We start from the raw sequence: 25,954 nt of genomic DNA, 5'->3' as shown, positions 1-25,954 counted from the left end.
TGGTCAATGACAGGAGATCGCGCCATGGCTGAAGCCGCGCTTTACGATACCTACTCTCGTGCCCCGCTGCGGTTCGAGCGAGGCGAGGGCGTATGGCTGATCACCGAAACGGGCGAGCGATATCTTGATTTCGGCGCAGGCGTTGCCGTCACCTCCGTCGGCCACGGCCATCCGCATGTGGTAGGCGCGCTGAAAGAGCAGGCCGACAAGGTCTGGCACCTGTCCAATATCTACGAAATCCCGGGTCAGGAAACGCTCGCGAAGCGGCTGACCGAGGCGACCTTCGCCGACAAGGTGTTCTTTACGAACTCCGGCGCAGAAGCCCTGGAATGCGCGATCAAGACCGCGCGCCGCTATCAGTTCTCAAAGGGCCATTGCGAGCGGTTTCATATCATCACCTTTGAAGGTGCCTTCCATGGTCGTACGCTGGCGACGATTGCTGCCGGTGGCCAAGAGAAGTACCTCGAAGGCTTCGGCCCGAAGGCGCCCGGCTTCGATCAGGTTCCGTTCGGCGATCTCGATGCCGTTCGCAGCGCCGTCACCAGCGAGACGGCCGGAATCCTCATCGAGCCTGTTCAGGGCGAGGGTGGCGTCCGTGCGGCGGCCAGCGAGTTCCTTAAGGCGCTTCGTGCGATCTGCGATGAGCACGGCTTGCTGCTGATCTTCGACGAAGTGCAGACCGGCATGGGTCGCACCGGCAGGCTCTTTGCACATGAATGGTCCGGCGCCACCCCCGACATCATGGCAGTCGCCAAGGGCATCGGCGGCGGCTTCCCGCTCGGCGCCTGCCTTGCCACGGCTGAGGCCGCTTCCGGTATGAAGGCTGGCACACATGGCTCCACCTATGGCGGCAATCCGCTTGCCATGGCTGTGGGCAGTGCCGTGCTCGACGTGATCCTCGCAGACGGCTTCCTGCAGCAAGTGCGCGACGTCTCGCTGGTTTTCCGTCAGGGCTTGGCCTCGCTCAAGGATCGCTATCCTGATATCATCGAGGACGTTCGCGGCGAGGGACTGCTGCTCGGCGTCAAGGCTGCCGTGCCGTCTTCCGAGCTGCTGCAGGCAATCCGTGACGCCCATCTGCTCGGTGTTCCCGCAGGCGACAACGTTATTCGTCTTCTGCCGCCTCTGGTCGTCACTGCTGACGAAGCCCGTGAGGGCCTTGCCCGCCTAGAACGCGCTGCCGAAAGCGTGCGCGCTTCGAAGGTCAAGAAGACGGCTTAATGGATAATGCCTGCCGGACGGCGGGCGTGATAGGTAAAGACAATGGCTTCCCCCAAACACTTCCTCGATCTCTCCGCTGTTGCGTCATCCGACCTGCGGCTCATCATGAATGACGCCATCTCCCGCAAGCAGGCCTTCAAGGCCGGGCAGGGTGACAAGCCGCTCGCCGGCAAAATGCTGGCGATGATCTTCGAGAAGCCCTCGACCCGTACCCGCGTGTCTTTCGATGTCGGCATGCGCCAGTTGGGCGGCGAGACGCTATTCCTGTCGGGCACCGAAATGCAGCTTGGCCGTGCCGAGACCATCGGCGACACGGCGAAGGTACTCTCACGCTACGTCGATGCGATCATGATCCGCACCACCGATCATGCCCGCATGCTGGAGCTGGCCGAGCATGCGACCGTTCCCGTCATCAACGCGCTGACCGACGACACGCACCCCTGCCAGATCATGGCTGACATCATGACCTTCGAGGAGCATCGCGGACCCATCAAAGGCAAGACGATTGCCTGGACCGGTGACGGCAACAACGTGCTGCATTCGCTGGTCGAAGGGGCTGCCCGTTTCGGCTATCGTATGAATATGGCGGTCCCCCTTGGTTCCGAGCCAAAGGATCACTATCTGAACTGGGCCCGCAATGAGGGCGCCGAAGTCATGCTCTGCCATGATGCCGACCGTGCGGTCGCTGGCGTCGATTGCGTGGTGACCGATACCTGGGTCTCCATGAATCAGGAACATCGGGCCCGGGGTCACAACGTCTTCCAGCCTTATCAGGTCAATTCGGCTTTGATGGCGCAGGCCGGCAAGGATGCATTGTTCATGCATTGCCTGCCTGCCCATCGAGGCGAGGAAGTCACGGACGAGGTGATCGACGGCCCGCAATCCGTGGTCTTCGATGAAGCGGAAAACCGTCTTCACGCGCAGAAGTCGATTCTTGCTTGGTGCCTGGGCGCGATCTGAACCATACTGGACGTCACGTTTGGCCGGAAGGCTCGTTGGCCGCGCGAGCGGATGGACACTCTCGTCTGCCGCTCTCAGACTAGGAGAAGACTATGGCAGACCCTGCAGCCGCCCTCGGCGAGTTCAATTTCGCCGGTGATGATCACGTCGTTCCGTTTCAGGTCGAAGGCCTGGATGTGCGTGGTCGCGCCGTCCAGCTCGGGCCGATGCTGGACGCGATCCTTGAGCGTCATCGTTATCCCGCGCCTGTCGCGAGGCTTCTTGCCGAAGTCGTCGTGCTGACGGTGCTGCTCGGCACGTCGCTGAAGTTTGACGGCAAGTTCACGGTGCAGACCAAAGGCGACGGCCCGGTGGACCTGCTCGTTTGCGATTTCTCGACGCCCGAGAACGTGCGTGCTTATGCACGCTTCGACCAGGGCCTCCTCGACAAGGCCATCGCCACCGGGCAGATCGAGCCTGAACAGCTGCTCGGCAAGGGCATGCTGGCGTTTACGATTGACCAGGGCAAATTCACCCAGCCCTATCAGGGCATCGTTGCGCTCGACGGGGCCACCCTCGAGGAGATTGCCGGCACTTATTTTCGCCAATCGGAGCAGATCCCGACGCGGGTGCGTCTTGCCGCTGCCGAGCTCTTCGACCGCGACGAAGCGGGCAAGCCGCGTCACCGCTGGCGGGCAGGGGGTCTCGTCGCCCAATTCCTGCCGGAAGCGCCGGAGCGCATGCGCCAGCCGGATCTTCACGGCGGCGACGGCGACACGGCCGGCGGTTCCCACAAGGAAGACGATGCCTGGATGGAAGCCCGCTCGCTCGTCGACACGATCGATGCCGACGAGTTGACGGATCCGCAGGTCGGCACCGAGAGGCTGCTCTACCGGCTGTTCCACGAGCGCGGCGTTCGCGTCTACGAACCGCGCGAGGTCTTCGATCGCTGCAGCTGTTCGCGCGAGAAGATCAAGGGCGTGCTGACGGGCTTCTCTGCCGAAGAAATCGATGCCAGCCAGGAAGACGGCGCGATTTCGGTCACCTGCGAGTTCTGCTCGACGACCTATCGCTTCGAAGTGGAAGAGGTGGCCCTGACTGCTGGGTGATCAGTTCAGGACTCTGAGCAGCCCTGGCGAATCCAGCGAGAAGGCGGGTATTGCGACATCGAAAAGCTCGCCTTCGTCGGTTTCCATCTGGTAGTGGCCGAACATCAGCCCTGATGGCGTATCCAGCGGGCAGCCCGAGGAATACTCATAGGTATCGCCCGGCGCAAGCCGCGGCTGTTCGCCGACAACGCCGGCGCCCGTCACCTCATCGACGATTCCGTTCTGGTCGGTGATGTTCCAGTAGCGGTTCACTAGCCGTACGGTCGTGTCGGAATTGTTGCTGATGACAATCTTGTAGCCCCAGACATAACGATCGTCCTCCGGATCGGATTGCTCCTCCAGATAAAAGGGTTCGACGACGACTTCAATGTCTCGTGTAAGGGCGCGGTACATGCCTACACCATAGTCAACATACGTTACCGGTATCTTATACGACGGCCGATCCGTCAATAAACCGATAGGCGATCACCTCCCTAATGCCTGCAATAGCAAGAGGTTTCGCGCGCTAAGCCCAATTTTAGCCCGTTTCGCGTGTGGCAGAAGCGCGTATGGTAGTCGGCCGGATCGGAGGGTGACCCGGCCGATATGGGCCGATCAGGCCTTCACTTTGGCGAGCGCCTGGGCGAAATCCTCGATCAGATCGTCCGTGTCCTCGATGCCGGCGGAGAGACGAACGGTGCCGCCGGAGATGCCGAGCTCAGCGCGTGCTTCGTCGGTCAGGTTCTTGTGCGTCGTCGTCGCCGGGTGCGTGATCAGGCTCTTGGCGTCGCCCAGATTGTTGGAGATCTTGACGATATCAAGCGCGTTCTGAAGCGCGAAGGCTGCTTCCTTGCCACCCTTCAGTTCGATGGCGACGAGCGTCGAGCCGCCCTTCATCTGCTTGGCGACTATGTCGGCCTGCGGATGGTCCTTACGGCCGGGATAGATGACCTTGGCGACCTTGGGCTGATTGGCCAGGAAGTCGGCGATCTTCGACGCATTTTCGGTCTGCTGCTTGACGCGTAGCGGCAAGGTCTCCAGCCCCTTCAGCAGCGTCCAGGCTGTGAACGGCGACATCGCCGGGCCGGTGTGACGGTAGTAGTCCTGTAGGTTCTCGTTGATCCATTCCCGGTCGGACAGGATCACGCCGCCGAGGCTGCGGCCTTGCCCGTCGATGTGCTTGGTGGCCGAATAGACGACGATATGGGCGCCGAGTTCAAGCGGCTTCTGGAAAATCGGGGTCGCAAAGACGTTGTCGACGACGACCTTGGCGCCGATCTGGTTGGCGAGCTTCGCGACGCCGGCGATATCGATCACCTCGAGCGTCGGGTTGGTCGGGCTCTCCAGGAAGAACACCTTGGTGTTCGGGCGGATCGCCTTTTCCCAGTTCTCCAGATAGCGGCCGTCGACCAGCGTACACTCGACACCGTATTTCGGCGCCAGCGTCTCGACGACCCAGCGGCACGAGCCGAAGAGCGCGCGGGCGGCAACGATGTGGTCGCCGGCCTTCACCTGGCAGAGGATTGCGGCGGTAACGGCTGCCATGCCGGATGCCGTAGCGCGGGCTTCTTCGGCGCCTTCGAGTGCGCACATGCGCTTTTCGAACATGTCGTTTGTCGGGCTGCCGTAACGGGCGTAGATATAGCCTTCTGTCTCGCCCTTGAAGCGTGCTTCTGCCGCTTCCGCGCTTTCATAGACGAAGCCCTGCGTGAGGTAGATTGCTTCGGAGGTCTCGCCATATTGCGAGCGCAGCGAACCGTCGTGGACGAGTTGGGTTGCCGGGCGCCAGGTCTTGCTCATGAATCACCACTTTCAAACAACAAAAAACCGGCCGCGAAAGCAGACCGGTTTTGCACCCGGTCCTTTTAGCCACTTGTTTAACGTGGCTGCAAGCCGACCGGCCAAATCACCACGGGATAAAGCTGCAATACTGCCGTTCTATGCTTGCGTCAATTCCTTGAGTTTGGTTTTGTTTGCGACAAATATGGATGGGGCATGATGGCTCGCGTAACAGGAATTTTGGCAGATCGCGCGATTGCCGCGCTTTTTGAGGCTGGGCGCCTCAGCTCCGAGCGTGATTTGGATCACGACCAGATCCAGCCGGCAAGCCTTGACCTCAGGCTCGGCGCCAAGGCTTTTCGCGTTCGCGCGAGCTTCATGCCAGGCCCATCCCATCTCGTGTCCGACAAGCTCGATCGTCTGAGCCTTCACGTCGTCGACCTCTCCGAAGGTGCCGTGCTGGAAACCGGCTGCGTCTATATCGTTCCCTTGATGGAGCGCCTCGACCTGCCGGCCGATATGTCGGCCTCGGCCAATCCGAAGAGCTCGACGGGACGACTGGATATCTTCACGCGCGTCATCACTGACTACGCCCAGGAGTTCGACAAGATCCCGACCGGCTATTCTGGACCCCTCTATCTCGAGATCAGCCCACGCACTTTCCCGATCGTCGTGCGTCGCGGCTCGCGCCTCTCGCAGATCCGATTCCGTGTCGGTCACTCCTTGCTTGGCGAGCCCGAATTGTTGGCGCTGCACGATGCTGAAACGCTGGTTGCCAGCAAGCAGCCGAATGTATCGGGTGGCGGGATTGCCTTGTCGATCGACCTTGCCGGCGACAAGGACGGCCTGATCGGCTACCGCGGCAAGCACCACACCGCCGTCGTCGATGTCGACAAGAAAGCACAACACGACATCTATGACTTCTGGGAGCCGCTCTATAGCCGTGGCCGCAACGAACTGATCCTGGATCCGGACGAGTTTTACATCCTGGTCTCCCGCGAAGCCATCCATGTGCCACCGCATTATGCGGCCGAGATGACTCCTTTCGATCCGCTGGTCGGCGAATTCCGCGTGCACTATGCGGGCTTCTTCGACCCCGGCTTCGGCCATGCACCTGCCGGCGGCCGCGGCAGCCGTGCCGTGCTCGAGGTCCGCAGCCACGAGGTCCCCTTCATCCTCGAGGACGGCCAGATCGTCGGCCGCCTGGTCTACGAACACATGCAGGAACACCCAGAAAGCCTCTACGGCTCCGGCCTCGGCTCCAATTATCAAGCCCAGGGCCTGAAGCTCTCGAAGCACTTCCGCATCTGAGCGTCCTGGCGTTCGCTATTATTCGGCCAGGGGTGGGGCAACGTTCCTGTTGCCGATTTGCAAGAGCGGTGTCCGACGTGTGATGAAGGGAGGCGGCCTGTAGGATCGTCTTGAGCCCTGCTGAGTTCGGGCCGTGACCGTGTGCTGTTCCAGATCGCCGACAAGGACCGATGGGCGCGCGAACATACGCTTCCAGAGTCCTCTTCCGGCCGCGAGCGGATACGCACGCCTTGGCATGACTTCCGGCATTTCACTGAAGATCCGCTGTACCATCTTCTGGCGAACCTCCTCCGGCGTTTTCTTGATTTCCCAGGCATCCCGCCGGTCCCTGATACCGACGATGGACACTGACACGCCTGATCGAGCCCTGTCCATCGCGGTCACCTGGCCGGCAACATCGAAGTCTGCGAACGGCGTAAAGATCAAAATATCGCCCAATCGCATTTCGGCGAAGGCGGCCTCATCCTGCATGGTTATCCTTGCCTTGTGGATCGATATTGTATCGAGGGTGCAAGCCGAGGATCTGCCGCGACTGGCAGCATGCCCTTGGCGATCCAGGGGAAACTGGATGTCGTCCAGCGCTTCTCTCGGAAGTTCGATGCAGACGAGCAGTGATACGAAAGCGTAAACCATCACGACCATGCCCCATGCCACGCTGAAGCCGTCGAGGTCATTATAGGTTCCAAGCAACGGTCCATTCAGCATCCCAACAAAGGTCAGGACGATGACGCAAAGGAATGTCCCGGCAATCGGGTAAATGATTTCGACGCGCCCGCGGTCCTCACCCTTGGCCGTCACTTTGAAGGGGCGACCGAATGGATGGAGAAGCGCATGGAAGAGGGCGATGGTGATCGGCACGGCTGACACCATTTGCGACACTTCGGTAAAGAGCGGCAGGCTGCGTCCGCCCGAGACCCATGCGTGGAATGCCCACATGCCGGCGACCATCGGCAGCGCGTAGAGGAAGAAGGCCTCGGGCTCCATGCGGATGGCCGGCAGGCCGAGGAAGTAGTAGAGCAGCGGTGCTGCCATCAGCAGCAGGATGAATGGGCGGCAGAACCAGAAAAGCAGACCGTGGAAGTAGTGCATCCTCTGAACGAAGGTGAAGCCCTTGCCGAGGAAGGGGCCATCGCGAAGAAGCGCTACCTGGATTGTGCCAAGGCACCAGCGGCAGCGCTGCGTAATGTAGCCGGAGAGGCTTTCCGCCGATAGGCCGACGCTCAGGCGCTCGTTCAGCCAGCGTGTCTTCAGTCCCTTCTGAAGCAGGCGATAGGTCAAGTGGATATCCTCGGTTACCGTCTCCTGTGGCATGCCACCGATCATCGCCAAGGCGTCCCGACGCACGACGCACGACGTCCCGACACAGAAAGCGGCCCCCCAGCCATCCTTTGACGGCTGCATGACATCGAAGAAGATACGTTGGTCATCGACCCAAGCTTTCGAGGCCAAAAGGTTATGCTGGACAGGGTCGGCGTTGTAATAAAACTGCGGTGTCTGAATAACGCCGATGTCCGTATTGATGAACTGGCCCACCGTACGGTTCAGAAGCGCACGCTGCGGCGCGAAATCCGCATCGAGAATCAGAATAAAGGGCGCGTTGGTCTCCTTCGCTGTTTGTCGTATGGCGTTGTTGATATTGCCGCCCTTGGCGCCGGCATTGTCCGCGCGCCTGAGATAGCGGACACCGACCTCTGCGCAGTAGTCCTCCAGCCAATCTCGCCGTCCGTCGTCCAGCACCCAGACCGTGAAATTGCTGTAGTCGATTGCCTTTGCCGCAAGAATTGTTCGCTCCAGAATCGATAGCTCTTCGTTGTAGGTGCAGATGAAAATGTCCACGGCAGGCTGTCGCGCAAGTCTTGCCAGCAGTGCCTCGCTGGCGTCGGCCGCGCCGTGATGGTCGGTTCGACGGAAAAAGAAGACGATCGACAAGACCGTGTAGAAGATGACGACGAGCTCGAAGGACAGATAAATCCTTGGCCAGATGGCATAGGCGCTCCATTCGAAGTCCGGCAAGGTTTTCGTGAGGCGAAAATATAGGTAGTTCGACAACATCACGATGAGGATCGAACCGAAGATAATCCGGTCGACACCGCGGCGACTGTCGAGAAGCCAGCTGCATCCCAGTATCAGCGCAATGGCCAACGCCGCGAACAGCATCGAATCTGACAGCGTGACTACTTCTGGGGACATGGGGACTCCTTGCCATTGGATGTCTGGCCCGCGCTGCCGACAAAGGGGTTGAGATCGAGCGCGGCAAGGATGGCCCAGCCCGTGGCGCCGATATGCGGCAAACGGTAATACTTGAAGTCGCCAGGCGCCGAGTTCGGCCCTACCTGAAGGCCGGTCGACAGCTGTTCGTTGACCGTCGCGTAGATCAGGTTGCCTGGCGTGAGCTGAGTTTCGATCGTCTTGAACAATGGCTCGGCCTTTGCCGGTTGGCCGGTAAGGCGAAGCACGAGTGCGGCCTGTGCCGTTCCTTCGAGCCAGATCCCGTCGCGGTCGCTATTGAAGTCGAAGCCGCCTTCTACGCCGTGGTGGACTTCTGTCCACTCGATCACACGGCCGGCCTTGGCCTTGAAATCGGGAACGGCAATCAGCGGCCAAAGCTCTGCGTCGAGCCCCGACATAGCGATATTCGGAGCGTTGCTGTCCGGTGCGCTGCCAATAAAGAAGCGCCCTTCGCCTTCATTCCACATGGCCTTCAGAAACTGCAGGGCGCTGTCGCCACGATGTTGCCAGTCACCACCACTGTCGAGGCTGGCAAGCCAACTGTCCGCTGCATAGACATCCAAGTTATGCTCGGTCGATTTCCACGTCATGCGCTCAGGCGCTGGCTCGTGACCGAAGTAGCCGCCGAAGTAGCCGACGTTGCGGGGATCTGCCGTGCTTCGATGAATCCAGTCCATGATCTTGCGGGCGGCGTCGAGATACGCCGGCTGGTCTGTTTCCTCAAAGGCCATCAGCAGCGCCAGCGCGCCCCAAGCGGTGCTGCCCGTCGCCGAGCCCACCTGGTAGCCGTCCTCGATCCAGGAGTTGCTGGTCGCATTCCAGTAACCTGGCAGCAACATCCCTTCCTTGCCCGGAATGACCGGTCCCGACCGATATGCGTTGCGAAGGCGTCCGTCGTGGTAGTAACGGTCGGTTTCCAGCGCGACCACAAGCGCGTCGGCAACCCGGCGCGCCTCCTTTTTTCGCTGGCAGCCGTAGAGGGCCATCAAGGCGACCGCATTGTCGTAGGTAAAGCCCGTATTTTCGAGAGCCGGGTGTAGGGCGGAGCCGCCGTTCGCGGGCTCGAAGCTACGAAAGATGAAAGGCTGTTCCGGGTCACCGCTCAATTGTGCGGCCAAGCCGTCACAAAGCGAGCAAGCCAACTGCCTGCGTTGTTCATTATCAGCCTCTGCGGAAGAGACGAAAAGCGCAATGCCAACAAGTGCGAACGCAAGCACCGGCAAGTTTGGTATTGACCACTTCGCACGCTTCATTCCTGCCTCGCAATACAACGGTTGAGATCGGCGTGGTGTTATGGGGCTGCGGTCTGGGCGCTCGCAGCGCGTGGACGGACGGTCTTGTCGAATAGCGTCGAGGCGGAGAGGATATTGCCGGGGGAAAAGATCGTATTGAGGGCTAACCTTGAATACCGGGCCACCCGCGAGACCATCGTCTCTCCGAGCGAAACGATCACGTCTTCGCCGACGTGGCATCCGAAGAATTTGTCATTGCTACGCTGCGCCGTCATCGCCTCGTCCGCCGCCGGCTCATCCATCTTGACCAGTACGTAGACTTCGTGGCCTTCGGCTTCCGGGAATTTTGCAAAATACCGATTCTCGGGACCCGAATTGAAGTATCGAACGATCTTGTAGATGTGGGCGCTTCGCTTGACCCCCAGGCTGCGGAAATTGACCATCGCCGGCATGCCGATCTCAAGCGAAGTTACGTCACGGCTCCGATAGACGGCGGCAGCAAAAGCGTCATCGCAATCGAGCGATTTGGCGACCGGCTGTCCCTGCATGACGAAATCACCGAAGGACGCGTCCACGCTGACGATTTGGCCGTGGCGCTCGGCCACGACGTCTGCGGCGCCGGTCTTGCCGAGGCGCCCCTCTTCGCGTCCAATGAGGTTTTCGACCTGCAGCTTGCGCTCTGCCATCTGATTGATTTCGATGGTGTCTTCGGCGATATCGCCGGAAAGCTTCGATCGCTGCATCTCAAGCGTCAGAAGGTTGGCGGCAACGGTGCCCCCGGTATAGATATCGCGGCTGACAAGCGATCGGACGATCTCGTTGCGGCGCAGTTCGCCTCTCGCTGCGTCGAGTTCATATTGGGCCGCATTCCGCTTCTGGCGCTGTGGCTCGATACTCGCTTCCGAGACGAGGCCCTTTTTCAGGAGCACCAGCTGCCGCTGCAGCAGCGCGTCCTGTTCGCTGAGGCGCGCCTCATAGGTCTGGACAGTGGATTTTGAATTGTCGGTCACCGCGGCTAGCTCACTGAGCACGCCGTCCTTCACGCTGGTGATCTGGGCTTTGACCTTCTCCAATTGCTCCTTGCGCTCGGCAACAACGCTCGTCGTATTGTTGAGCTTCTCCGCCAAGTCGAGCTTCTCGAGCCGAAGCCCCGTCAACGACGTTTGGTCCTGATTGGGATTGGAAACCGTTGCCATCACGTCGCCGAGATCGACGACTTGCCCGACTTGCAGCGAAATCTTGTCTACCCTGCCATAGATTGGCGAGGCAATCATTTGTACGGGAGCGTTGACGACTGCGCGGGTCGAAACGATGAAAAACTGATTAGGGATCATCGCCATCGCAATGATGAAAACCAGCATAAACGCGAACGAGTAGCCGAGGATTCGAGATACTAAAAGTATCCTGTGATCGCGTTGATCAATGCCTGCAGTTGCGTCCTTCATTTTCTTCAGTCCTGACATCGTCATGATTCAGATGAATTGAAGGGCGTTTCCAGAGTAACTTTTGTTTTTGTCTGTGTTGGCGCTTATAACATTCAGGTTATTTGCGGTAAACGGCATTTTATTATGAAAAAGAAGTATTGATCCGCAGTTGCAGATGCATTCCGCGAACCGCGCGGAGGCTGCAAATATCTGACATGCTTGTTGCTATCATTAGTGTTTGGCCGCTTGACAGCGGCGATCATCTGTAGAAAGTCTCGCTTTAATGCGGGTGTAGCTCAATGGTAGAGCAGCAGCTTCCCAAGCTGAATACGAGGGTTCGATTCCCTTCACCCGCTCCAGCAACCTTTCAACAAGTTAGATAAGGATTTCGACCGCGGAACAAACCGTGGTTTTACAGGCAGTTTTACAGCGCCTGTTCGTCGTTCGTGCTTTTCGATCCGATTTTTTTATGTTCGCGCGCCTCTTTAAGCTGACGAATTGCCTCGCGCGTCGCCGCCCCGCGGCTGACATAACGGCGAATAATCTTCTCCACTTGGTCTTCTTCCCAGCCCATGATTTCCGCTATGACGCGGATTGACAGTCCGGCGGTGTAGAAGTTGGTCGCAGCTGTGCCGCGCAGGTCATGGAAGTGCAGATCGCGCTCCTGCATCCGCGCCTCGACCTTGGCGGTCCAAAATGAGCTGGCGAGGCCGTCTTGCGTCCAAGGCCGCTTGCGGCTGTTGGTGAGAATGATGGGCGAGCGCTTCGGAATTCGGTCTAGAAGTTCATTGAGGGCATCGTAGCGGGGAATGACCGCTTCTTTGCGGTGCCTGCTTTTGCCCGTAGATATCACAATGGCATCCCGCCCCACGTGCGACCATGCCAATCGGACCAAGTCGCCCGCTCTCAGACCGGTATGTGCCGCAAGGTCAACGGCAAGGGCAACCTCGACAGAGGCTTCGGTTTTAAGCTGCGCGATGTCGTCGGCCGTCCAAATGATTTCCGCCCTGGATTGACTGTATAGGTGTTTAATACCTTCGCACGGATTCGAAGCGATCTTACCCATGGGATCGACGGCATGAGATAGCAGCCGTGAGAGAACCTGCAGCGCGAAATCTGCCGTTCGCGGTGTCTCGGAATACTCTCTGCGCCACCGAATGATGTGAGGGCGGATTTTTTCGGGCCGATTAAACTGCGCGATGCTAAGCCCGCCAAAGCGCTCTGTTATCCGGTCGAGCCATGGTGACCAAACGCGCCTCGTTGAAGCGGCGAGCTTTCCGTACTCGTGGGTCTTGTAGTGAGTGATCACCGACAGGAATTTGCCTTCGTCCGGCGTCCGTCTGTCGGCGATTGCCTCGTTGTAGGATTTCATGAATTCGAAGGAGCCCGGAAAGCCTTTGAGGGCAGGGCGCCTCGCCAGGCATAATAGTAGACACGGCCCTTCGACTTCACCGTATGGATACCCTCAAGCTCGATTTCGACCATGACGCTCTTCGAATTCCCTCAATTCCCGATCGAGCTCGCTCTCATCAGGTTGTCCCGGAGGCGCAAAATGCCACCTCATGCCACCATCTGGCAATGTGTCCATTGCCAGCGGAACGATGCCTCCGCTTTGAGGGCAGCAAGTGTTGTAGTGATGTCGGTAGACCTGATTACGGCTCGACGTCCCATCGCTCACCTTCCTGTCCATGCATCAAATTCGGCGCGAAGGTCTAACCACCGGTTACGGGCGCCGGCGTCGGTGTTCAATTCGTTGCGACTATCGATTTTCAGAAGGTATCGAACATGGGAGTCCACGCGGACGGCGTCGCTGACTTCGGTCGCGCCCTTCTTTTCGAGCAGGAAGCGCCGGAACACCTGATCGTTCGATCTCATCGCACATTCGGCCGCGTAATTGGCGTTCTTACGCACATGCTCTGCCTGTTGCTGCTGGCGAGGCTTCCAGCGCCGGATCTCACTGAATGCATCCTGGAGCAGTCCAAGGAGAAAACGTATATCGTCATGGGCATGAAGCAGGAAGTCGCGGTCAACGTAGCCACACTCGACGGTCAACTGCGCCACGTGGACCGGCTTTGTGTTCGGCACGATGACGGCGATCAGCTCAGTGCCGGTGCTGCCTAGCTGCCAGTTGGTGCTGGCCTCGGCATAGCGTGCACGTATCGCGGAGAGACGCTTGGCGTCTTCGTTAGAAGCCAAGGATGCCTCCCTGGCGATCGGGCTCATGGGCGGCGGTATACATGGAAACCCAAGGCATCGTGAAACAGCTTGTCGCCGGCCGCATGATCCTGCCGCATCGTCCGGCAGCTTCAGCGCCCAGCCGCGGTAAAGGTCACAGTAGCGACTGTAGCGATATCCATCAGGATGACGGCTGATGTATTCGTCCCAGAGGATCTGCAACGTCACATGCTTGCGCTTCAGCTCGCGATGGACTTGCGCCCAGTCCGGCTCAGGGGCGCGACGGTGCCCCGTCTTTGTCCCGGCCACTTTGTAAAGCGCCGCTTCCAGAACTGCGTCGCTGACGTCGTCACCCAGAGGCCACGTCAGCCCGGCAACTGCCGCACGTCGTAGCGTCTCGCGCACCGTTGAGGGCGCAGCCCCAACCCGCACCGCAATCGACTTGTGGCCAAGTCCTTGCTCGAAGCGATATCTCAATATCTTGCGGACACGCCGCATCTCCAGTCTCTCCGCAGGCATCCCGTTCCTTCCTCGTCACAGTCGAAGGAAGAAACTTCACACCAGCAGAACACCCGGGGGGCGACATCATTTCGGAATCAGGGGGCGGATTGCCTCGGAATTTGCAGCGCACGAATACGGGCCAAAGATGCGCTTTATCTATTTGAAAAGATTGGTGATCCCGACGCGATTCGAACGCGTGACCCTCAGATTAGGAAAGCGAGGGTCAAGTACGCGCCGGCTGGGCCGAAACCCGGGTTGTCCGCAACGCGCCTTCAACCCGGTCGTGGAACTCTATTTAAACGCCGCCGGAAGCAGTCATGCCGACGGAGACATGATCCGACGCCAGTGGCCGGGCGTCATGTTTTCCCACTCACGGAACGCACGATAGAACGAGTTGGCGTCCTGGTATCCGAGCAGGTAGGCCACTTCTTCCGTGTCAATCGAGGGATCGGAGAGAAGCTGGGCACCGAGTTCCTGTCTAGCTTCGGTCAGAAGCGTACGGAATGTCGTGCCTTCCTCGTTAATTCGCCGCTGCAGGGTGCGTTCGCTCAACCCCAGTGCGTGCGCCACGGCTGCAATATCCGGGCGGCCACTGGCCATGGCGCGCTTCAATGCTCCTTTCACCAGTTCACCGAGTGTCGCCTGCGCCTCAATCTCGCGCACGGCGTTCGCTAGCGCCGGGGTCAGCATCTTGAGCAGTTCGGGGTTATGCCCGGGAAATGGCAGGTCGAGATCCGCCGCATTCAGCACCATGTGATCGCGTTTTGCAGCGAAATGGATCGGGCAGTCGAAGAAAATGCCATGCCTGTCCGATCCCGGCTTTGGCCGCCGCACCTCCAGCGAGATTGGCCGCAGGTGACGGCCAGTGCCGCGTCGGCCGAGTTCCAGCAAAAGGGCAAAGCTTGCGTCTACCGACAGGGGCGGCTCCGGTTCTGTGCCCGCAGGCCACTCGATCGTCACAAACACTTTGCCGTCGCGCTCCTCGAAACAAAGGCGGTCAGGGCTGCACAGGCGGTTGAAGCGGGCGATCCGCGCCATGCCGTCTCGAAAGTCGGCAGCGTAGGACGCCACCAGAAATGCAAGTTTGTGATTGGCGGTGCCGGTCTCACTCACCATCCTGATGCTGAAGGCCGGGTCTTCGGAGAGCGCCTCGATGGCTTTCCAGATCGCGAAAAGCTGCGGGGTGCTAATGATGGCGGAGCTGTCGAGATGGAGCGTCGCAGGAAGCCTGGCCAGTCGCAGGACCGCCGAAGGCCGCAGTCCCAGGTGTTCTAGCGACTGCCAGAATGGCCTCGGCAATTTGCATCGGTCAGAAGGCACTTTGGTCATGGCTATTTCGTTAGCTTCAGTTGGAGATCACAGATGGCGAAGCGATCCACAGGCACAGCTTGTCGCGCAGGGCATATCGCCACCACCCAGATCGCGCACCGGCAACTACCTCTTTGATGCATGTCTGGCTCTCGGGGACGGAGGCAGTGGTCACAGTGTCTGGCGAATACAGCACTGCATTTGGCGCCTTTCACAAGTCTACTGGCGCCGTCTGCTAGTGCATAGGCGCCCTCCGTCCTTATTTTCTGCTCCTGAGGCGCCGATGCAGAACCCGGCATCGCCCATCCATCAGGAGATTGAACATGACACTCAAATTTTACACCAATCCGAACTCGCGCGGGCGTATTGTGCGCTGGATGCTGGAGGAGGTAGGCCAGCCTTACGAGACAGTAGTCATCGACTATCAAAAGACCAGCGCCTTTGATGAGTGGGGTGGTGCGGCTCTTGAACGGCCGGTGTCCAGCGATCCCAATGACGAGCGGGTCCGATTCTTCACTGAGGTCAATCCAATGGGCAAGGTGCCCGCGATCGTGCACGATGGCCGCACCGTGACCGAGAGCGCCGCGATCATCGCATACCTCGCGGAGACCTTTCCGAAAGCCGGCCTTGCGCCTACTCCGGAAGAGCGCGCCGACTATTATCGCTGGATGTTTTTCGCCGCCGGTCCTATCGAACAGGCCGTCACCAATCATCGCGCCAAATTCGTGCCGGCGCCGGAGCAGGAGTTTTTCTTCGGTTATGGCAGCTATGAGCGGACGCTGCGTGAATTGGAGCGCGCGGTCCAGGCACATCCCTTCATTGCGGGAGACAGGTTCACCGCCGCGGATATCTACGTCGGCTCCCATATTGGCTGGGGCCTTGGTCTCCAGACGCTGGAGCCGCGCCAGGCGTTTATCGACTATGTCGGAAAACTGGTAACCAGAGACGCTTTCAAAGGGGGCGTGACCAAGGACGAAGCATTGATAGCGCAAGCTGCGGCCCGTGCCGCATAGCTTTTGCATGTTCACTCTCGGGTGCGGAGAATACCGACTCGCGCAAATCCGCGCCTAGAGTTTCCCATTTGAACGGCCGCTTTCCCACAAGTTTGACCGCAAGACGCTCGTCCGCTCACGGGCCCAGTTCGGTCATCCATTGCAGGCGAGCCTAGGTCCGGTATTGGCGGCGCTCAGCGGTCTAATGATGCTTGGAACTGCCCGCTTGCGGACAGCACGATTTGGTGCGATCCAACTGGAGCCAGTCACCCAGTCACGAGACTCGTGTCACCACCGCCGATTGATCAGGTTCCGGCGGGATGATTGTACATTTGCGCGACGATTTTCAGTCCTTTCTCATACTTGCCTGGGTCCGATCCAATCTTCTCGGCCTGCGCGAGATTGTCCTTGAGATCGGCGACCTTGACCGGACGGGCGAGCGCGTTTCTCAGGGCCCGCATGACGAACTCGTCATCACCTTCCTTGGGTCGTCTGGTCAGTGCGTCGATAGCCTCGATGACCGCCGAACTGAAACCTTCGTCCCGCAAGCGATCCAGAGTCCAACCAGGTCCTTTTTCGACAACGTCATGCAGGAACGCGACAACGCGCTCCTCTTCACCCTCGACAGCATCCGCCACTCGTTTGCAATGTAGGAAATACGGCCCGCCGGCTTTGTCGGTCTGTTCCGCGTGCGCCTTGAACGCGATCTTCACCGCATGCAGGAGGACTGCGGCCGGCTGATCGTCGTGTTCATTGATCCATTCTCGTTGGCCCGCGGTCATGCCTTCTTTCCTCCGAGCTAGCCGGAGCGTCATTTTTCTGACCGCTCCAGCAGAATTCGCGCCTCGTCAAAACGGCGCTTCCGGTCGCCGTCGGCCTCGTTCGGCAAATAGCACGTGCTGGATACGCAGAACCTCACGAGGTGATGCGGCTTGTCGGTCTTGTCGAACTCGCATTCGAATGTCTCGGTCAGGTCGGCGGGCGCAGTAGCTTGTCGAGTGGAATAGGTCATCCTCATGCCCGGCGGCTTCAGTTCCGGAAAGGACTGAACAGTTCCGACGGCAAGCTTCTCCATCATGAAAAGGCCTTTGGCGACTGATCGACAGGTTGCTTCAAGATCCGTCGACTGCCCGAATGCGGCGGCAGGAGACATGAGAAGCGAGGATAGAACCGGGCCGTTTCGCAAGTGCGTCGCCTCCGCCTGTTGATCGGGGAGGCCAGCAGATCGGACTCCTCCGCGCAATTAACGGTCGGAACATCCAAGAGTTCCTGTCGTTCCATTGTTTAGGACCAAAGTCCTTGTATCCTCGGACTGAGGTCCTAGAAGGGAACAGTCCATCTTCGTCGTCGAATGGGTGGCAAGGTTGCCGCGGGGTCAACCAGTCCTTCACTTGCGGGAGAGCTGGCAGGTGCTGTCTGGTTGATTGCTCCAGGAAAAGACACTGCGTGGCAAAGGCGTTACATAGCCCTCACAATGGTTGCGGGGTTCTTTTGATCAAGAAAATTTGCCTTGCGAGCATCGCGCGATCAAGGTAGCCGGGCATTTGCAGGCCCTCCTCCAAGTTTAATGGATCCCCACAAAAATGAGTTCCAATTTACTTTATCGATTCATCGATTTATTTAGCGCGTCCAAATCCAAGTATCGTGATCATATTGTACCGTTCCCGATCGATTCGCAGATCATTATATCCCCGGCCATGCATGGGGAAATTGTCGGCTTCTATACGTCAAATTCGTTCTATGAGCATGAGGCCGCACGGATGGTAGCATCCGCCCAACGCCTTGGGTTGCCCGTTCACACAACTGCGGTGGACAGTACCGGCAGTTGGGTCCGCAACGCAGCGCTGAAGCCCACCTTTCTCCTCGAGGCGCGTAGGAACCATCGCGGCCCATTGCTTTATGTAGACGTGGACGCAGTGTTTCACCGAGATCCTTGGCCGGCTTTGGCGACCTACAACTGCGATCTAGCGGTCTATCGAGAAGCGGACCGGTTGATTTCAGCAACCATCCTGCTGCATGACACTCCGGCGACGCTGCGCCTGTTGGAAGTGTGGAAAGAACGGTGCGACCAGGATCCCGACATATGGGATCAAGTTGTCCTCCAAGAAATTCTTGATGACGATCGCGCAACCGACAGCCCGCAATATCAGGTCGGCGAGCTTCCCTCTTCGTTTTGTTGGATCTTCGACCGGCTTTCAAACACAAAGGCCGATGCCGTTTATATCGAGCAACTGCAGGCAAGCCGGCAGGCCACGGCCCACGAGAAGAGGGGCCGCAACAAAAGGCTCGAGCGGCGCAAGGAACGCATCGCAACGATCGAAACGATCCTCGCGCCTTTGATGGATTCAAAAGTCAACGAACGGCCGAAGCTATAGCGCCGATCCTCGCTACATAAAGCGAGTGGCTCGGGGAGGAGCGTCGTTCCGTTCGTCGTAGCGCATGTGTCGCTGCGGGAGCAGTGGGGCAAACTCACCGACGATGATCTTGATCAGATTGCCGGGAAGCACGATCAGTTGGAGGGCAAAATCCAGGAGCGCTGCGGCATCGCGCGCGGCGTGATATCGACGATTGGTACCGGCCATCAAACCTGGCATTGACGAGAGCAAGCCCGGAGAGACAGCTACTCCGGGCTTCACACAGCTAGCGTCCCTGTGGAAAGTCGATCTTCGTCATGAAGCCGTGATCGATCAGTTGCTGTGGCCCTTCATAGCGAATTGACTGATCGTAGCTGAAATCTATTTCCCCTTCGCGATGAAGCACATCCATCATCTTCTGGTAGTGTTCGGAAGAGTTGTAGTGCTGTTTTCCCTCAGCCGCCTCGGTGATCTTTGTCTTGTAATTGGTGAAGAACTTGAAATGCAAAATAACGCCCCAGACAGACGGGAAGTTGCGCCCATAAGGTAACGGCTGGTGGAGGCTGCTTCCGAAGAGGCATGTTCGGTCCCAGAAGATCAAGGGATACTTGATAAGTTCGTTGCCCTCTCCGAACTTCCGTCCCCGCGGCCCGCCCCTGACACTGACGCCTCGCTTTTTGAGCGTTGAAACATAACTGTCGCCATCGAAGTAGCGCGAGAACCGCCACGGCTTGTCGATGGACGTAGACTTCGCGCCGACTTCACTCAGCTTGGGATACATATCCAACATCGGCGCCGCCATCCGCTTGAGATTTTGCGCTTCCAGCATGCGGATAAGGGCTGGTAATGGTTGGTTGAAACAATCGTCGTAGACGAGGAATTCATCGGAATCGACGTTCACATACCACCGATCGAGGCCATACTTGGAGAACAGGCCTTCCCTCCAATTTCGGCCCCGCCTTGCTTGGCCAAATCTCACGGGCGAGGTCCAAACATCAACGTCCGGTTCATTCAAGAGAGCCTCTCTTGTACCGTCAGTCGAGACGTCGTCAACGCAGATGAACCGTGTCACGCCCAGTTGGCGATAGTGTTGAATGAATGCGTTGAGAAGAACAACATCGTTATGCGTGACGAAAATAAGAGGCACATCTGCTGACGTGAGCGACTTGACCTCGCGAACCGGCTGGATGGTCACATCAGCTCGATTGCGTCTCTCGCGGCGAGTTACCCGAAATGTGTCATAGTCCGTCCGGAGACGATCGAGGAAGGAGCGCGCAAGATCCGGCGCGCCGGAGGGAAATGGGTAGTTCATGAGAAAGACACAGGACTCCTAGAATATCCAAAGCAGCTTATAGCGCGTTTTCCGCCGTGCATCGTTCCAGCACATCCTGAAAAACTTCGCTTTCGTCAAAAGACCCGCCGGTGGCAGTTTGTCGACCAGGCGGTAGCAGCCAAGGGTGTATGTCAGTCGTTGGGAAAGCCTATCACGAAACCCCTTCGCCCCATACTTTTCCTCGGAACCCGATCCTTCCCTGAAGTCCAGGGTGGGGCCAGGGACATAGGCGACCAGATCGCGAACGACAAATTCCGACAGGACGTAGGAGGCGAAGCCCCAAGGATTGCCTAGTTCGTACCAACGCGCCATCAATATATCGACTGACCGCGATCTAAACATGCCGTAGATCCACTCGGACGGAAATGTCAGGTTGCGTGGTACGCGACCCTTTGCATACGACTCCTGAAACCTGAATATGTTGGCTGCTGGATTCTTCAGCTTGAAGCCTTTGGCGTTGAAGCTCTTTGTCGAGCAGGCGGCGAGCAACTTTGCGTCGTCGGCGTCGAGAGCCTCGACCAGCTTTCCCAGGAAATCCCGAGAGGAAAGATCGTCGGCGGCCCGAAGGCAAAAATACTCTGCGGCTTCAGCGCCCAGCTTCACGGCCTTGGCGAAATTGGCCTCGGCACTCAGATGGGTTGCGTTTGATATGACGGAAAAGCGCGCATCTTCCTCGCAGAAGCGCTGCGCCACATGTAATGTCTCATCCGTCGAGCAATTGTTGAGGATCATGGCGCGGAAATCACCGAAGTCCTGATCCGCAACGGACTGCAAACTCTCCCGCAGGGTCGTAGCACCGTTGTAGACTGGAAACATCACCATAACTCTAGCATGCATCGGCATAACACCATGACAGATACAAAAAAGACGCCGACACCGCGAGGGACCGGTTCCTGGGTCTTAAACTGCCGCTGATTTACGCCCTTGCCGCGGAAATGCAACGACCCACGTCGGCAGCCTGCTTGTTTGCCTGGAGCACTAGGAGAGATGTCCCTAAGAGGTAGGCTCGAAGGAAACTGCGTAGTTGACAATTTTCTAATAAACATAGTTAATTTTTAACTATTCTCCGATATCACGGGAACGCAGACGACCCCTTGGTCGTTGTCGGCATGATCAGGAGGCAGCATGCTTTTGAAGATTTTCACGGCAAAGCGCGAAATCCGGGACAATGGCGATACCGGCACCTATGCGGATGGCTACCATGCGCCGGAAGTGGCCCTTACGTCGGCGCGCGATGACGATCGTGCATCCTATGAGCGCGATTATGGTCGCGGCCGCAAGGTAGAACAGATCCCGCTCGGGTTTGCCTGAGCTCTGTTTTTTGAATGGCCGCTCGGCGCGCGTTTGCGCGCCCTGGAGTGAAGCCATGGCCTACTGCTTGAAGTCAGAAGCGATAATTGAAGAAGGGCGGCAATGAGCCGCCCTTGTGTTTTCATCATTTTGGTTGGATCAGAATTCCGTCCAGTCGGGGTCGTCGCTCGCGCCGGACGGCGCACTGCCAGTGCCGAAGGCGCTTGCAAGCTTTTGCCCAAGTGCCCGGGCTGGCGAGTTGGAGGCGCGTGTGACACCCGGAGTGGCGATGCGGACCGGCGCCTTTCTGGCTGCGATCGGCGGCGCGGCCGGGCGCGGCGCTGAATGGATCGGCAGCGGCGCCGCGGCAACGGTCGCGCTGAAGCCGCCGGTGCCGGTGAGCTTGAACTGGTCGAGCAGATTGTTTAGCGTCGCCGCTTCCGCCGCGAGTTTGTGGCTCGCAGCCGTGCTTTCCTCCACCATGGCCGCATTCTTCTGCGTTCCCTGGTCCATCGTGTTCACGGCCGTGTTGATCTCGTGCAAGCCGGTCGATTGCTCGCGAGCCGCCTCCGCGATCGCGTCGACGTGCTGGTTGATCTCCTGGACTTCATAAACGATGGCATCGAGCGCCTTACCGGTTTCGCCGACAAGCGACACGCCCGTCTGGACATGATCGCCCGACGTCGTGATCAGCGACTTGATCTCCCTGGCGGCGTTGGCCGAGCGCTGTGCGAGTTCGCGCACCTCCTGGGCAACGACGGCAAAGCCCTTGCCGGCTTCACCGGCGCGGGCCGCTTCGACCCCGGCGTTAAGTGCGAGAAGGTTCGTCTGGAAGGCGATGTCGTCAATGACGCCGATGATGTTGCCGATCTCCGCGGAGGACTGCTCGATCTGTTGCATGGCGTTGACTGCCTTGCGCACGACCTGACCGGACTTTTCGGCACCCGCGCGCGTGCGTGCCACGAGCCCGCGTGCTTCCTCGGCGCGTCTGGCGGCATCCTTCACCGTGGTGGTGATCTCCTCGAGTGCGGCGGCCGTCTCCTCGACGGAAGCTGCCTGCTGCTCTGTGCGCTTTGAAAGCTCGTCTGCCGAGGCGCGGATTTCGCTGGCGCCAGCGGTGATGGCGCGGGCGTTGGCGCCGACAGTCTGCATGGTGTCGTTCAGCCGCAGGACAGAGTTGTTGAAGTCTTGCCTGAGGGTGTCGAGGTCGCCGACGAAAGCCATATCGATCCGTGATGCGAGGTCGCCGGCGGCCAGCCGGCGCAAGCCGTCGCCAAGTGCGCCGACAGCGCGTGAGAGGTCTGCGGTCTCGGTTGCGCGCTGCGCTTCCCGTTCGCGGCGCTCGCTGTCGCTGAGATTGCGATTCGTTTCGGCCTCGCCCTCGAGCCGGATACGTTCGACGGCGTTGTCGCGGAAGACGGCAACGGCGCCGGCCATCTGGCCGACTTCGTCGCGGCGATCGAGGCCGTCTACGGCGCTCTGCGTATCACCCCGCGCCAGCTGTGTCATCCGGTCACGCAGACGGGCCATCGGGGCAGTGATTCCCGCTTGAGCGACCCATACAGCAAGGCCGAGCGCGCCTAGTATGGCGAGGCTGATCAGCGCGAAGCAGAGAGTGATGCGCTGGTTGACAGTAGCAGACAGCGCGTCGCCGCCATCGTCCAGCAATGCCATCAGCGCATCATTGTTGGCGATCATCTTCGGAGTGACCATGTTCAGCTTGGCGTTGAGCATGCTGGCCGCAAGCTGCGCGCCCGCGCTGTCCTTTGCCTTGGCGAGGTCGACGACCTTGCCGGAAAGCGCCTCCATCTCACCAATGCCGACTAGGATGTCATCGATCGCTTGCTTGCGGCTCGGAACCAAGGCTGCCGCTTGTTCGAGGCGATCGCGCGCCTGCGGCATCTTGCTTGGCGTTGCGACTGCGGTGTCGAAGGCTGGCGTGTCCGGCTTGAGGTCGGCGATCAGCGTCACCTGAAGCACGGCTGCGTTTGCCGAAGCGCTGGCGCGTGATGCCAGCATGGCGGCCAGCGCCTCGTGGTCGATGAAGGCGCTGTAGGTGGCGTCGGCGCCACGGAATTCGGTGATGACGTAAACGAGGCCCCCGAGCGCGATCGCCCCGAGAAGCGCGACGACGGATATGATCTTCGTCCGGATTTTGAGGTTCTTCAGCATGGATATGTCCAGTCGCTTGATCCGGCCGATGGCAGGCCGGCTATGGAAGAATTTTGAGAGGCAGGGCATGTTGCAGGATACGGGATGCCCAAAAGGCTCGACATGCGCATCATGCAATCGGCCCGCGAGCCGGCGTCGTCCCGGCGAATAGAATGGGACATTGCTTAATGCGCTCCTAACGCTTGCGGCCTGTCCCCGGAAAAATATCGGTCCTGCCGCTTAGGGACGAGTAACACTAAGCGCGGCGCAACTTCTCACTGGTGCTGACGGGGACATGAGGCGTCTTGTCCCAGAAGAAAGACTTTCTAGGCAGCTCGAGCAGTGCACGCCATGCTGCGACTGATATCATCAGCCAATAGAGTGGGACATAGATCCAGAGCCAGCCGATGTTGCGCTTTTCCTCACGCAGCATCACGACCCTGCCATGTAGCAGAAAGAGCCCGTAGCTTGCTGCCATATTGCTAAGATCGAGGAGCAAGAGCGCGCCTTCATTGCGCCCGGCGGTGGAAAGCCGAGCGCCAGATAGCCGGCGCTCTTGACCAGAAGCATGATCAGCCAGGGATGGGTGAGCGAGGAAAGCAGCATGCCTGCGATCAGCAACTGGAACATCAGGAAGCCACCCGCACCCATCTCGCGCAGGAGACGCGCTGGCTCGCGCATCATCACCAGCCACGGGTGTCGTGACGATGATGCTGTCGGCCAGTCCTGGCTTCGTCTCGAACGCCTGCGAGCGCGCGGCGTGGTTTCGGGCCTCCGGCACAATCGCCAGCATGCCCTTGCTGATGTAGTTCAGCCGGACGCAGCGAGCCTGCAGGAGCTGGCTGTCGAGTGCCTTGTCGTCGTTGATGAGGGAACTGAAACGGAAGGCGAAGCGCGCGCCAGCGACGCATAGTCGCTGTCGGTATCGATGGAGCCGCTTGCAAGGAGCTCCTGCTCGATGCTCGTGCCATTGTGACGGACGACCTGCATTGCGTGGGCGACTTTCGGCTGCCGAGTTGCAGCAAAACCTCTGCTTCCTGCTGGTAGGGATCCGTGGCCGCGCGCTGTTGGCGGCGCGTCACGGCGAATAGAACGATCATCCAAGAGCGCGCGGCTTTCGACCCCGCCCGGCACATATTCCCCGATACGCATGACTCTGATACACCGTTTCCAGAATGGCAGTGCATGCTTGTCCCCGAGGCCGATCATAATGGTGCAATTTAAACTGGCATCCCCAAATCTTAAGGGGCTAAGCAGCTTTTGGCTGTCTCTGGTTGTGTTTTTTTGCCCGTTCTCGTTGCTTGCCCAACAGGTGACGCCAAACTTGCCGCTGCTTTTCGATTCCAGGGAGCGGCTTGCAAAGCCGGATCTTTCGTCGCTCGTACGGCTGCGGTTCCTGACGACGATCGATTTTCCGCCGTTCAACTTTACGGATCAGAATGGCAAGCTTGGCGGTTTCAACGTCGATCTCGCCCGCGAGATCTGCAACGAACTGGAGATCGCAAGCAAATGCCAGATCCAGGCGCTGCCGTTTGTTGATTTGAATGCTGCGCTCGCCGCCTCGCAAGGCGATGCCGTCATCGCGGGCATTGCGGTCAGCGAAGAGTTGCGGCGGCAATTCGCGTTTTCGCGGCCTTATCTGATGTTGCCCGCTCGCTTTGTTCGAAATCTGAAGGCTCCCATCAAGGGTGGAGATGCGAGTGCTTTGACCGAGCATTCAGTCGGCATCGTCAAGGCGACTGCGCACGAGGCCATGCTGGCGGCCTATTTCCCGAAGGTGAAGGCCGTACCCTTCGACAGCAAGGACGCCCTTCTTGCGGCACTGAAGGACGGCAAGGTGGAGGCCGCCTTCGCGGATTCTCTCCAGCTTTCCTTCTGGGTTTCGTCACAGGCTTCGGCGAAGTGCTGCGCTCTGTTCGACGGGCCCTATCTCTCCGAGCAGTTTCTCGGCGAGGGCATGACGATCATGCTGCGTCAAAAAGACGATGTTCTGACCGCAGCGCTGGACCACGCGCTTGCGGCGTTATCGCGCAATGGCCGCCTGCAGGAAATCTATCTGCGCTATTTCCCGTACGGCTTGTACTAGCGCGCCGCGCTCTTTCAGATTCGCCGCGCTTTAGTTTTTGTTTTTGCGCATGTCTTTATCCCGAAACCGGTTACCACTTTCGGGAGACATGCGTTAGCCCTTGCGAAAGCGCGCGATCGCGCTGCGCTCGATAGCGGCGCAAGTCAGCTTGTCAAGGCCGAGGCGGTCACGCAGCAGGCTGAGCAGGCGCAATTCTTCCGCCTTAACCGAGAGATCGGCGGAGGCGACTTCGACCGCGAGCGCATAGGCTGTGTCGTAGAGGCGCGAGGGCAGCGTGTCCTTGACGGTTTCGAGCACGATGTCGAGGCCCTCGGACCCGGCCAGCAGCGCTGCGCAGTCGCGCGCAACAGAAATCAGCTTCTCGTCATCGAAATCACGAAAAACCGGCAGGAAGCCGATCAGTTGGCCGATGCGCTCCATCTCGCGATCGTTCATTGTGCTGTCGACGGCGGATGCCATCACCATCACGTAGATCAATGCGTCATGGGCGGAAAGCGGCTTGTTCATATCTCGATGTTCCCTCTGAAACGAGCCCAGAGTC

At 59.1% G+C, this 25,954-nt stretch carries 24 protein-coding genes, 1 tRNA gene, 2 pseudogenes and 1 riboswitch; of the genes and pseudogenes, 11 read left to right on the top strand and 16 right to left on the bottom strand.

From position 1 onward, the window contains the following. Positions 1–24 precede the first annotated feature (24 nt). The 3 genes from FHX09_RS14780 (at position 25) to FHX09_RS14770 (ending at position 3,269) form a co-directional block, all read left to right on the top strand. On the top strand, positions 25–1,221 hold the full coding sequence (locus FHX09_RS14780; RefSeq protein ID WP_132592558.1) for an aspartate aminotransferase family protein: 1,197 nt from the start codon (positions 25–27) through the stop codon (positions 1,219–1,221). A gap of 42 nt (positions 1,222–1,263) precedes the next feature. Continuing rightward, on the top strand, positions 1,264–2,181 hold the full coding sequence (gene argF / locus FHX09_RS14775; protein WP_007796225.1) for an ornithine carbamoyltransferase: 918 nt from the start codon (positions 1,264–1,266) through the stop codon (positions 2,179–2,181). Positions 2,182–2,273: 92 nt separating this feature from the next. After that, positions 2,274–3,269, top strand: coding sequence for an Hsp33 family molecular chaperone (locus FHX09_RS14770; RefSeq protein ID WP_132592556.1), 996 nt, complete (start codon positions 2,274–2,276; stop codon positions 3,267–3,269). Here FHX09_RS14770 and apaG read toward each other — a convergent pair whose 3' ends face one another. Together apaG and FHX09_RS14760 are read right to left on the bottom strand one after the other, a co-directional pair. Next, a complete protein-coding gene (gene apaG, locus FHX09_RS14765) occupies positions 3,270–3,662 on the bottom strand; it encodes a Co2+/Mg2+ efflux protein ApaG (protein ID WP_007796230.1) in 393 nt (130 codons plus the stop codon). Between the two features lie 201 nt (positions 3,663–3,863). Further along, complete coding sequence (locus tag FHX09_RS14760) at positions 3,864–5,048, bottom strand: O-succinylhomoserine sulfhydrylase (RefSeq protein ID WP_183723194.1); 1,185 nt, start codon at positions 5,046–5,048, stop codon at positions 3,864–3,866. 44 nt (positions 5,049–5,092) lie between these two features. Further along, positions 5,093–5,171: riboswitch (SAM riboswitch) on the bottom strand. A gap of 72 nt (positions 5,172–5,243) precedes the next feature. Here FHX09_RS14760 and FHX09_RS14755 point away from each other — a divergent pair. Then, positions 5,244–6,338, top strand: coding sequence for a 2'-deoxycytidine 5'-triphosphate deaminase (locus FHX09_RS14755; protein ID WP_007796236.1), 1,095 nt, complete (start codon positions 5,244–5,246; stop codon positions 6,336–6,338). A gap of 18 nt (positions 6,339–6,356) precedes the next feature. Here FHX09_RS14755 and FHX09_RS14750 read toward each other — a convergent pair whose 3' ends face one another. From FHX09_RS14750 to FHX09_RS14740, 3 genes are all read right to left on the bottom strand, one after another. Further along, complete coding sequence (locus tag FHX09_RS14750) at positions 6,357–8,528, bottom strand: cellulose synthase catalytic subunit (protein WP_184450285.1); 2,172 nt, start codon at positions 8,526–8,528, stop codon at positions 6,357–6,359. Continuing rightward, positions 8,513–9,673, bottom strand: coding sequence for a hypothetical protein (locus FHX09_RS14745; protein WP_245505514.1), 1,161 nt, complete (start codon positions 9,671–9,673; stop codon positions 8,513–8,515). Before FHX09_RS14745 ends, FHX09_RS14750 begins: the two co-directional genes overlap by 16 nt. Positions 9,674–9,858: 185 nt before the next feature. Further along, entirely contained in the window at positions 9,859–11,244 is a 1,386-nt protein-coding gene (locus FHX09_RS14740; RefSeq protein WP_132592548.1) for an HlyD family efflux transporter periplasmic adaptor subunit, read from the bottom strand. A 264-nt stretch (positions 11,245–11,508) separates the two neighbouring features. On the opposite strand from FHX09_RS14740, the gene FHX09_RS14735 reads away from it, so the two are divergent. Next, positions 11,509–11,582, top strand: a tRNA-Gly gene (locus tag FHX09_RS14735). A gap of 65 nt (positions 11,583–11,647) precedes the next feature. On the opposite strand, the pseudogene FHX09_RS14730 reads toward FHX09_RS14735, so the two are convergent. The 4 genes and pseudogenes from FHX09_RS14730 to FHX09_RS14715 form a co-directional block, all read right to left on the bottom strand. Beyond that, a pseudogene (locus tag FHX09_RS14730) lies at positions 11,648–12,708 on the bottom strand (site-specific integrase). Positions 12,709–12,897: 189 nt separating this feature from the next. Beyond that, a complete protein-coding gene (locus FHX09_RS14725; protein ID WP_184450281.1) occupies positions 12,898–13,419 on the bottom strand; it encodes a hypothetical protein in 522 nt (173 codons plus the stop codon). Between the two features lie 62 nt (positions 13,420–13,481). Further along, positions 13,482–13,896 (bottom strand): annotated as a pseudogene (locus FHX09_RS14720) (IS21 family transposase); the annotation flags it as partial. A 318-nt stretch (positions 13,897–14,214) separates the two neighbouring features. Further along, positions 14,215–15,228 (bottom strand): AraC family transcriptional regulator, encoded by a 1,014-nt coding sequence (locus FHX09_RS14715; protein ID WP_184450279.1) that lies wholly within the window; start codon positions 15,226–15,228, stop codon positions 14,215–14,217. Positions 15,229–15,530: 302 nt separating this feature from the next. Here FHX09_RS14715 and FHX09_RS14710 point away from each other — a divergent pair, with 302 nt between their 5' ends. Continuing rightward, positions 15,531–16,220, top strand: coding sequence for a glutathione S-transferase family protein (locus tag FHX09_RS14710; RefSeq protein WP_132592542.1), 690 nt, complete (start codon positions 15,531–15,533; stop codon positions 16,218–16,220). A gap of 284 nt (positions 16,221–16,504) precedes the next feature. Here the strand turns inward: FHX09_RS14710 and FHX09_RS14705 are convergent, their stop codons facing one another. Together FHX09_RS14705 and FHX09_RS14700 are read right to left on the bottom strand one after the other, a co-directional pair. Further along, a complete protein-coding gene (locus FHX09_RS14705) occupies positions 16,505–16,981 on the bottom strand; it encodes an HD domain-containing protein (protein WP_007796246.1) in 477 nt (158 codons plus the stop codon). A 29-nt stretch (positions 16,982–17,010) separates the two neighbouring features. Then, positions 17,011–17,352: a hypothetical protein gene (locus FHX09_RS14700; protein ID WP_184450289.1), complete on the bottom strand. Its 342-nt coding sequence runs from the start codon at positions 17,350–17,352 to the stop codon at positions 17,011–17,013. Between the two features lie 430 nt (positions 17,353–17,782). On the opposite strand from FHX09_RS14700, the gene FHX09_RS14695 reads away from it, so the two are divergent. Further along, positions 17,783–18,574, top strand: coding sequence for a putative nucleotide-diphospho-sugar transferase (locus tag FHX09_RS14695; RefSeq protein WP_132592540.1), 792 nt, complete (start codon positions 17,783–17,785; stop codon positions 18,572–18,574). Between the two features lie 66 nt (positions 18,575–18,640). Next, positions 18,641–18,796 (top strand): CsbD family protein, encoded by a 156-nt coding sequence (locus FHX09_RS14690; RefSeq protein WP_183718801.1) that lies wholly within the window; start codon positions 18,641–18,643, stop codon positions 18,794–18,796. A gap of 43 nt (positions 18,797–18,839) precedes the next feature. On the opposite strand, the gene FHX09_RS14685 is transcribed toward FHX09_RS14690, so the two are convergent. Together FHX09_RS14685 and FHX09_RS14680 are read right to left on the bottom strand one after the other, a co-directional pair. After that, positions 18,840–19,865: a glycosyltransferase family 2 protein gene (locus tag FHX09_RS14685; RefSeq protein ID WP_184450277.1), complete on the bottom strand. Its 1,026-nt coding sequence runs from the start codon at positions 19,863–19,865 to the stop codon at positions 18,840–18,842. Between the two features lie 18 nt (positions 19,866–19,883). Then, positions 19,884–20,729 carry a glycosyltransferase family 2 protein gene (locus FHX09_RS14680; RefSeq protein WP_183718805.1) on the bottom strand — a complete coding sequence of 282 codons (846 nt, stop codon included), beginning with the start codon at positions 20,727–20,729 and terminating at the stop codon, positions 19,884–19,886. 282 nt (positions 20,730–21,011) lie between these two features. Between FHX09_RS14680 and FHX09_RS14675 the strand changes: the two genes are divergently transcribed. Further along, on the top strand, positions 21,012–21,197 hold the full coding sequence (locus FHX09_RS14675; protein ID WP_007796256.1) for a hypothetical protein: 186 nt from the start codon (positions 21,012–21,014) through the stop codon (positions 21,195–21,197). Positions 21,198–21,335: 138 nt separating this feature from the next. Here the strand turns inward: FHX09_RS14675 and FHX09_RS14670 are convergent, their stop codons facing one another. Then, complete coding sequence (locus FHX09_RS14670) at positions 21,336–23,348, bottom strand: methyl-accepting chemotaxis protein (RefSeq protein WP_183718807.1); 2,013 nt, start codon at positions 23,346–23,348, stop codon at positions 21,336–21,338. Between the two features lie 235 nt (positions 23,349–23,583). Further along, positions 23,584–23,826 carry a hypothetical protein gene (locus tag FHX09_RS14665; RefSeq protein WP_184450275.1) on the bottom strand — a complete coding sequence of 81 codons (243 nt, stop codon included), beginning with the start codon at positions 23,824–23,826 and terminating at the stop codon, positions 23,584–23,586. Positions 23,827–23,931: 105 nt separating this feature from the next. Here FHX09_RS14665 and FHX09_RS14660 point away from each other — a divergent pair, with 105 nt between their 5' ends. Both FHX09_RS14660 and FHX09_RS14655 read left to right on the top strand, forming a co-directional pair. Next, a complete protein-coding gene (locus tag FHX09_RS14660) occupies positions 23,932–24,240 on the top strand; it encodes a hypothetical protein (RefSeq protein WP_132592533.1) in 309 nt (102 codons plus the stop codon). A gap of 297 nt (positions 24,241–24,537) precedes the next feature. Then, positions 24,538–25,413 carry a transporter substrate-binding domain-containing protein gene (locus FHX09_RS14655; RefSeq protein ID WP_132592531.1) on the top strand — a complete coding sequence of 292 codons (876 nt, stop codon included), beginning with the start codon at positions 24,538–24,540 and terminating at the stop codon, positions 25,411–25,413. Between the two features lie 93 nt (positions 25,414–25,506). Here the strand turns inward: FHX09_RS14655 and FHX09_RS14650 are convergent, their stop codons facing one another. After that, entirely contained in the window at positions 25,507–25,920 is a 414-nt protein-coding gene (locus FHX09_RS14650) for a tellurite resistance TerB family protein (protein ID WP_007796267.1), read from the bottom strand. Between the last annotated feature and the right edge of the window lie 34 nt (positions 25,921–25,954).

It is taken from the genome of Rhizobium sp. BK538, from assembly GCF_014197575.1.
Taxonomy (GTDB): domain Bacteria; phylum Pseudomonadota; class Alphaproteobacteria; order Rhizobiales; family Rhizobiaceae; genus Rhizobium.
This window is presented reverse-complemented; position numbering and strand designations above follow the sequence as displayed.

What these genes read in the sequence shown, in the direction of transcription:
- FHX09_RS14695 (WP_132592540.1), top strand. Translation starts at nt 17,783, where the DNA reads ATGAGTTCCAATTTACTTTATCGATTCATCGATTTATTTAGCGCGTCC.
- FHX09_RS14700 (WP_184450289.1), bottom strand. Translation starts at nt 17,352, where the DNA reads ATGTCTCCTGCCGCCGCATTCGGGCAGTCGACGGATCTTGAAGCAACC.
- FHX09_RS14740 (WP_132592548.1), bottom strand. Translation starts at nt 11,244, where the DNA reads ATGAAGGACGCAACTGCAGGCATTGATCAACGCGATCACAGGATACTT.
- apaG (WP_007796230.1), bottom strand. Translation starts at nt 3,662, where the DNA reads ATGTACCGCGCCCTTACACGAGACATTGAAGTCGTCGTCGAACCCTTT.
- FHX09_RS14760 (WP_183723194.1), bottom strand. Translation starts at nt 5,048, where the DNA reads ATGAGCAAGACCTGGCGCCCGGCAACCCAACTCGTCCACGACGGTTCG.
- FHX09_RS14685 (WP_184450277.1), bottom strand. Translation starts at nt 19,865, where the DNA reads ATGAACTACCCATTTCCCTCCGGCGCGCCGGATCTTGCGCGCTCCTTC.
- FHX09_RS14715 (WP_184450279.1), bottom strand. Translation starts at nt 15,228, where the DNA reads ATGACCAAAGTGCCTTCTGACCGATGCAAATTGCCGAGGCCATTCTGG.
- FHX09_RS14705 (WP_007796246.1), bottom strand. Translation starts at nt 16,981, where the DNA reads ATGACCGCGGGCCAACGAGAATGGATCAATGAACACGACGATCAGCCG.
- FHX09_RS14660 (WP_132592533.1), top strand. Translation starts at nt 23,932, where the DNA reads ATGCCTGCGATCAGCAACTGGAACATCAGGAAGCCACCCGCACCCATC.
- FHX09_RS14780 (WP_132592558.1), top strand. Translation starts at nt 25, where the DNA reads ATGGCTGAAGCCGCGCTTTACGATACCTACTCTCGTGCCCCGCTGCGG.
- FHX09_RS14680 (WP_183718805.1), bottom strand. Translation starts at nt 20,729, where the DNA reads ATGCCGATGCATGCTAGAGTTATGGTGATGTTTCCAGTCTACAACGGT.
- FHX09_RS14675 (WP_007796256.1), top strand. Translation starts at nt 21,012, where the DNA reads ATGCTTTTGAAGATTTTCACGGCAAAGCGCGAAATCCGGGACAATGGC.
- argF (WP_007796225.1), top strand. Translation starts at nt 1,264, where the DNA reads ATGGCTTCCCCCAAACACTTCCTCGATCTCTCCGCTGTTGCGTCATCC.
- FHX09_RS14755 (WP_007796236.1), top strand. Translation starts at nt 5,244, where the DNA reads ATGATGGCTCGCGTAACAGGAATTTTGGCAGATCGCGCGATTGCCGCG.
- FHX09_RS14670 (WP_183718807.1), bottom strand. Translation starts at nt 23,348, where the DNA reads ATGCTGAAGAACCTCAAAATCCGGACGAAGATCATATCCGTCGTCGCG.
- FHX09_RS14655 (WP_132592531.1), top strand. Translation starts at nt 24,538, where the DNA reads ATGGTGCAATTTAAACTGGCATCCCCAAATCTTAAGGGGCTAAGCAGC.
- FHX09_RS14750 (WP_184450285.1), bottom strand. Translation starts at nt 8,528, where the DNA reads ATGTCCCCAGAAGTAGTCACGCTGTCAGATTCGATGCTGTTCGCGGCG.
- FHX09_RS14650 (WP_007796267.1), bottom strand. Translation starts at nt 25,920, where the DNA reads ATGAACAAGCCGCTTTCCGCCCATGACGCATTGATCTACGTGATGGTG.
- FHX09_RS14710 (WP_132592542.1), top strand. Translation starts at nt 15,531, where the DNA reads ATGACACTCAAATTTTACACCAATCCGAACTCGCGCGGGCGTATTGTG.
- FHX09_RS14770 (WP_132592556.1), top strand. Translation starts at nt 2,274, where the DNA reads ATGGCAGACCCTGCAGCCGCCCTCGGCGAGTTCAATTTCGCCGGTGAT.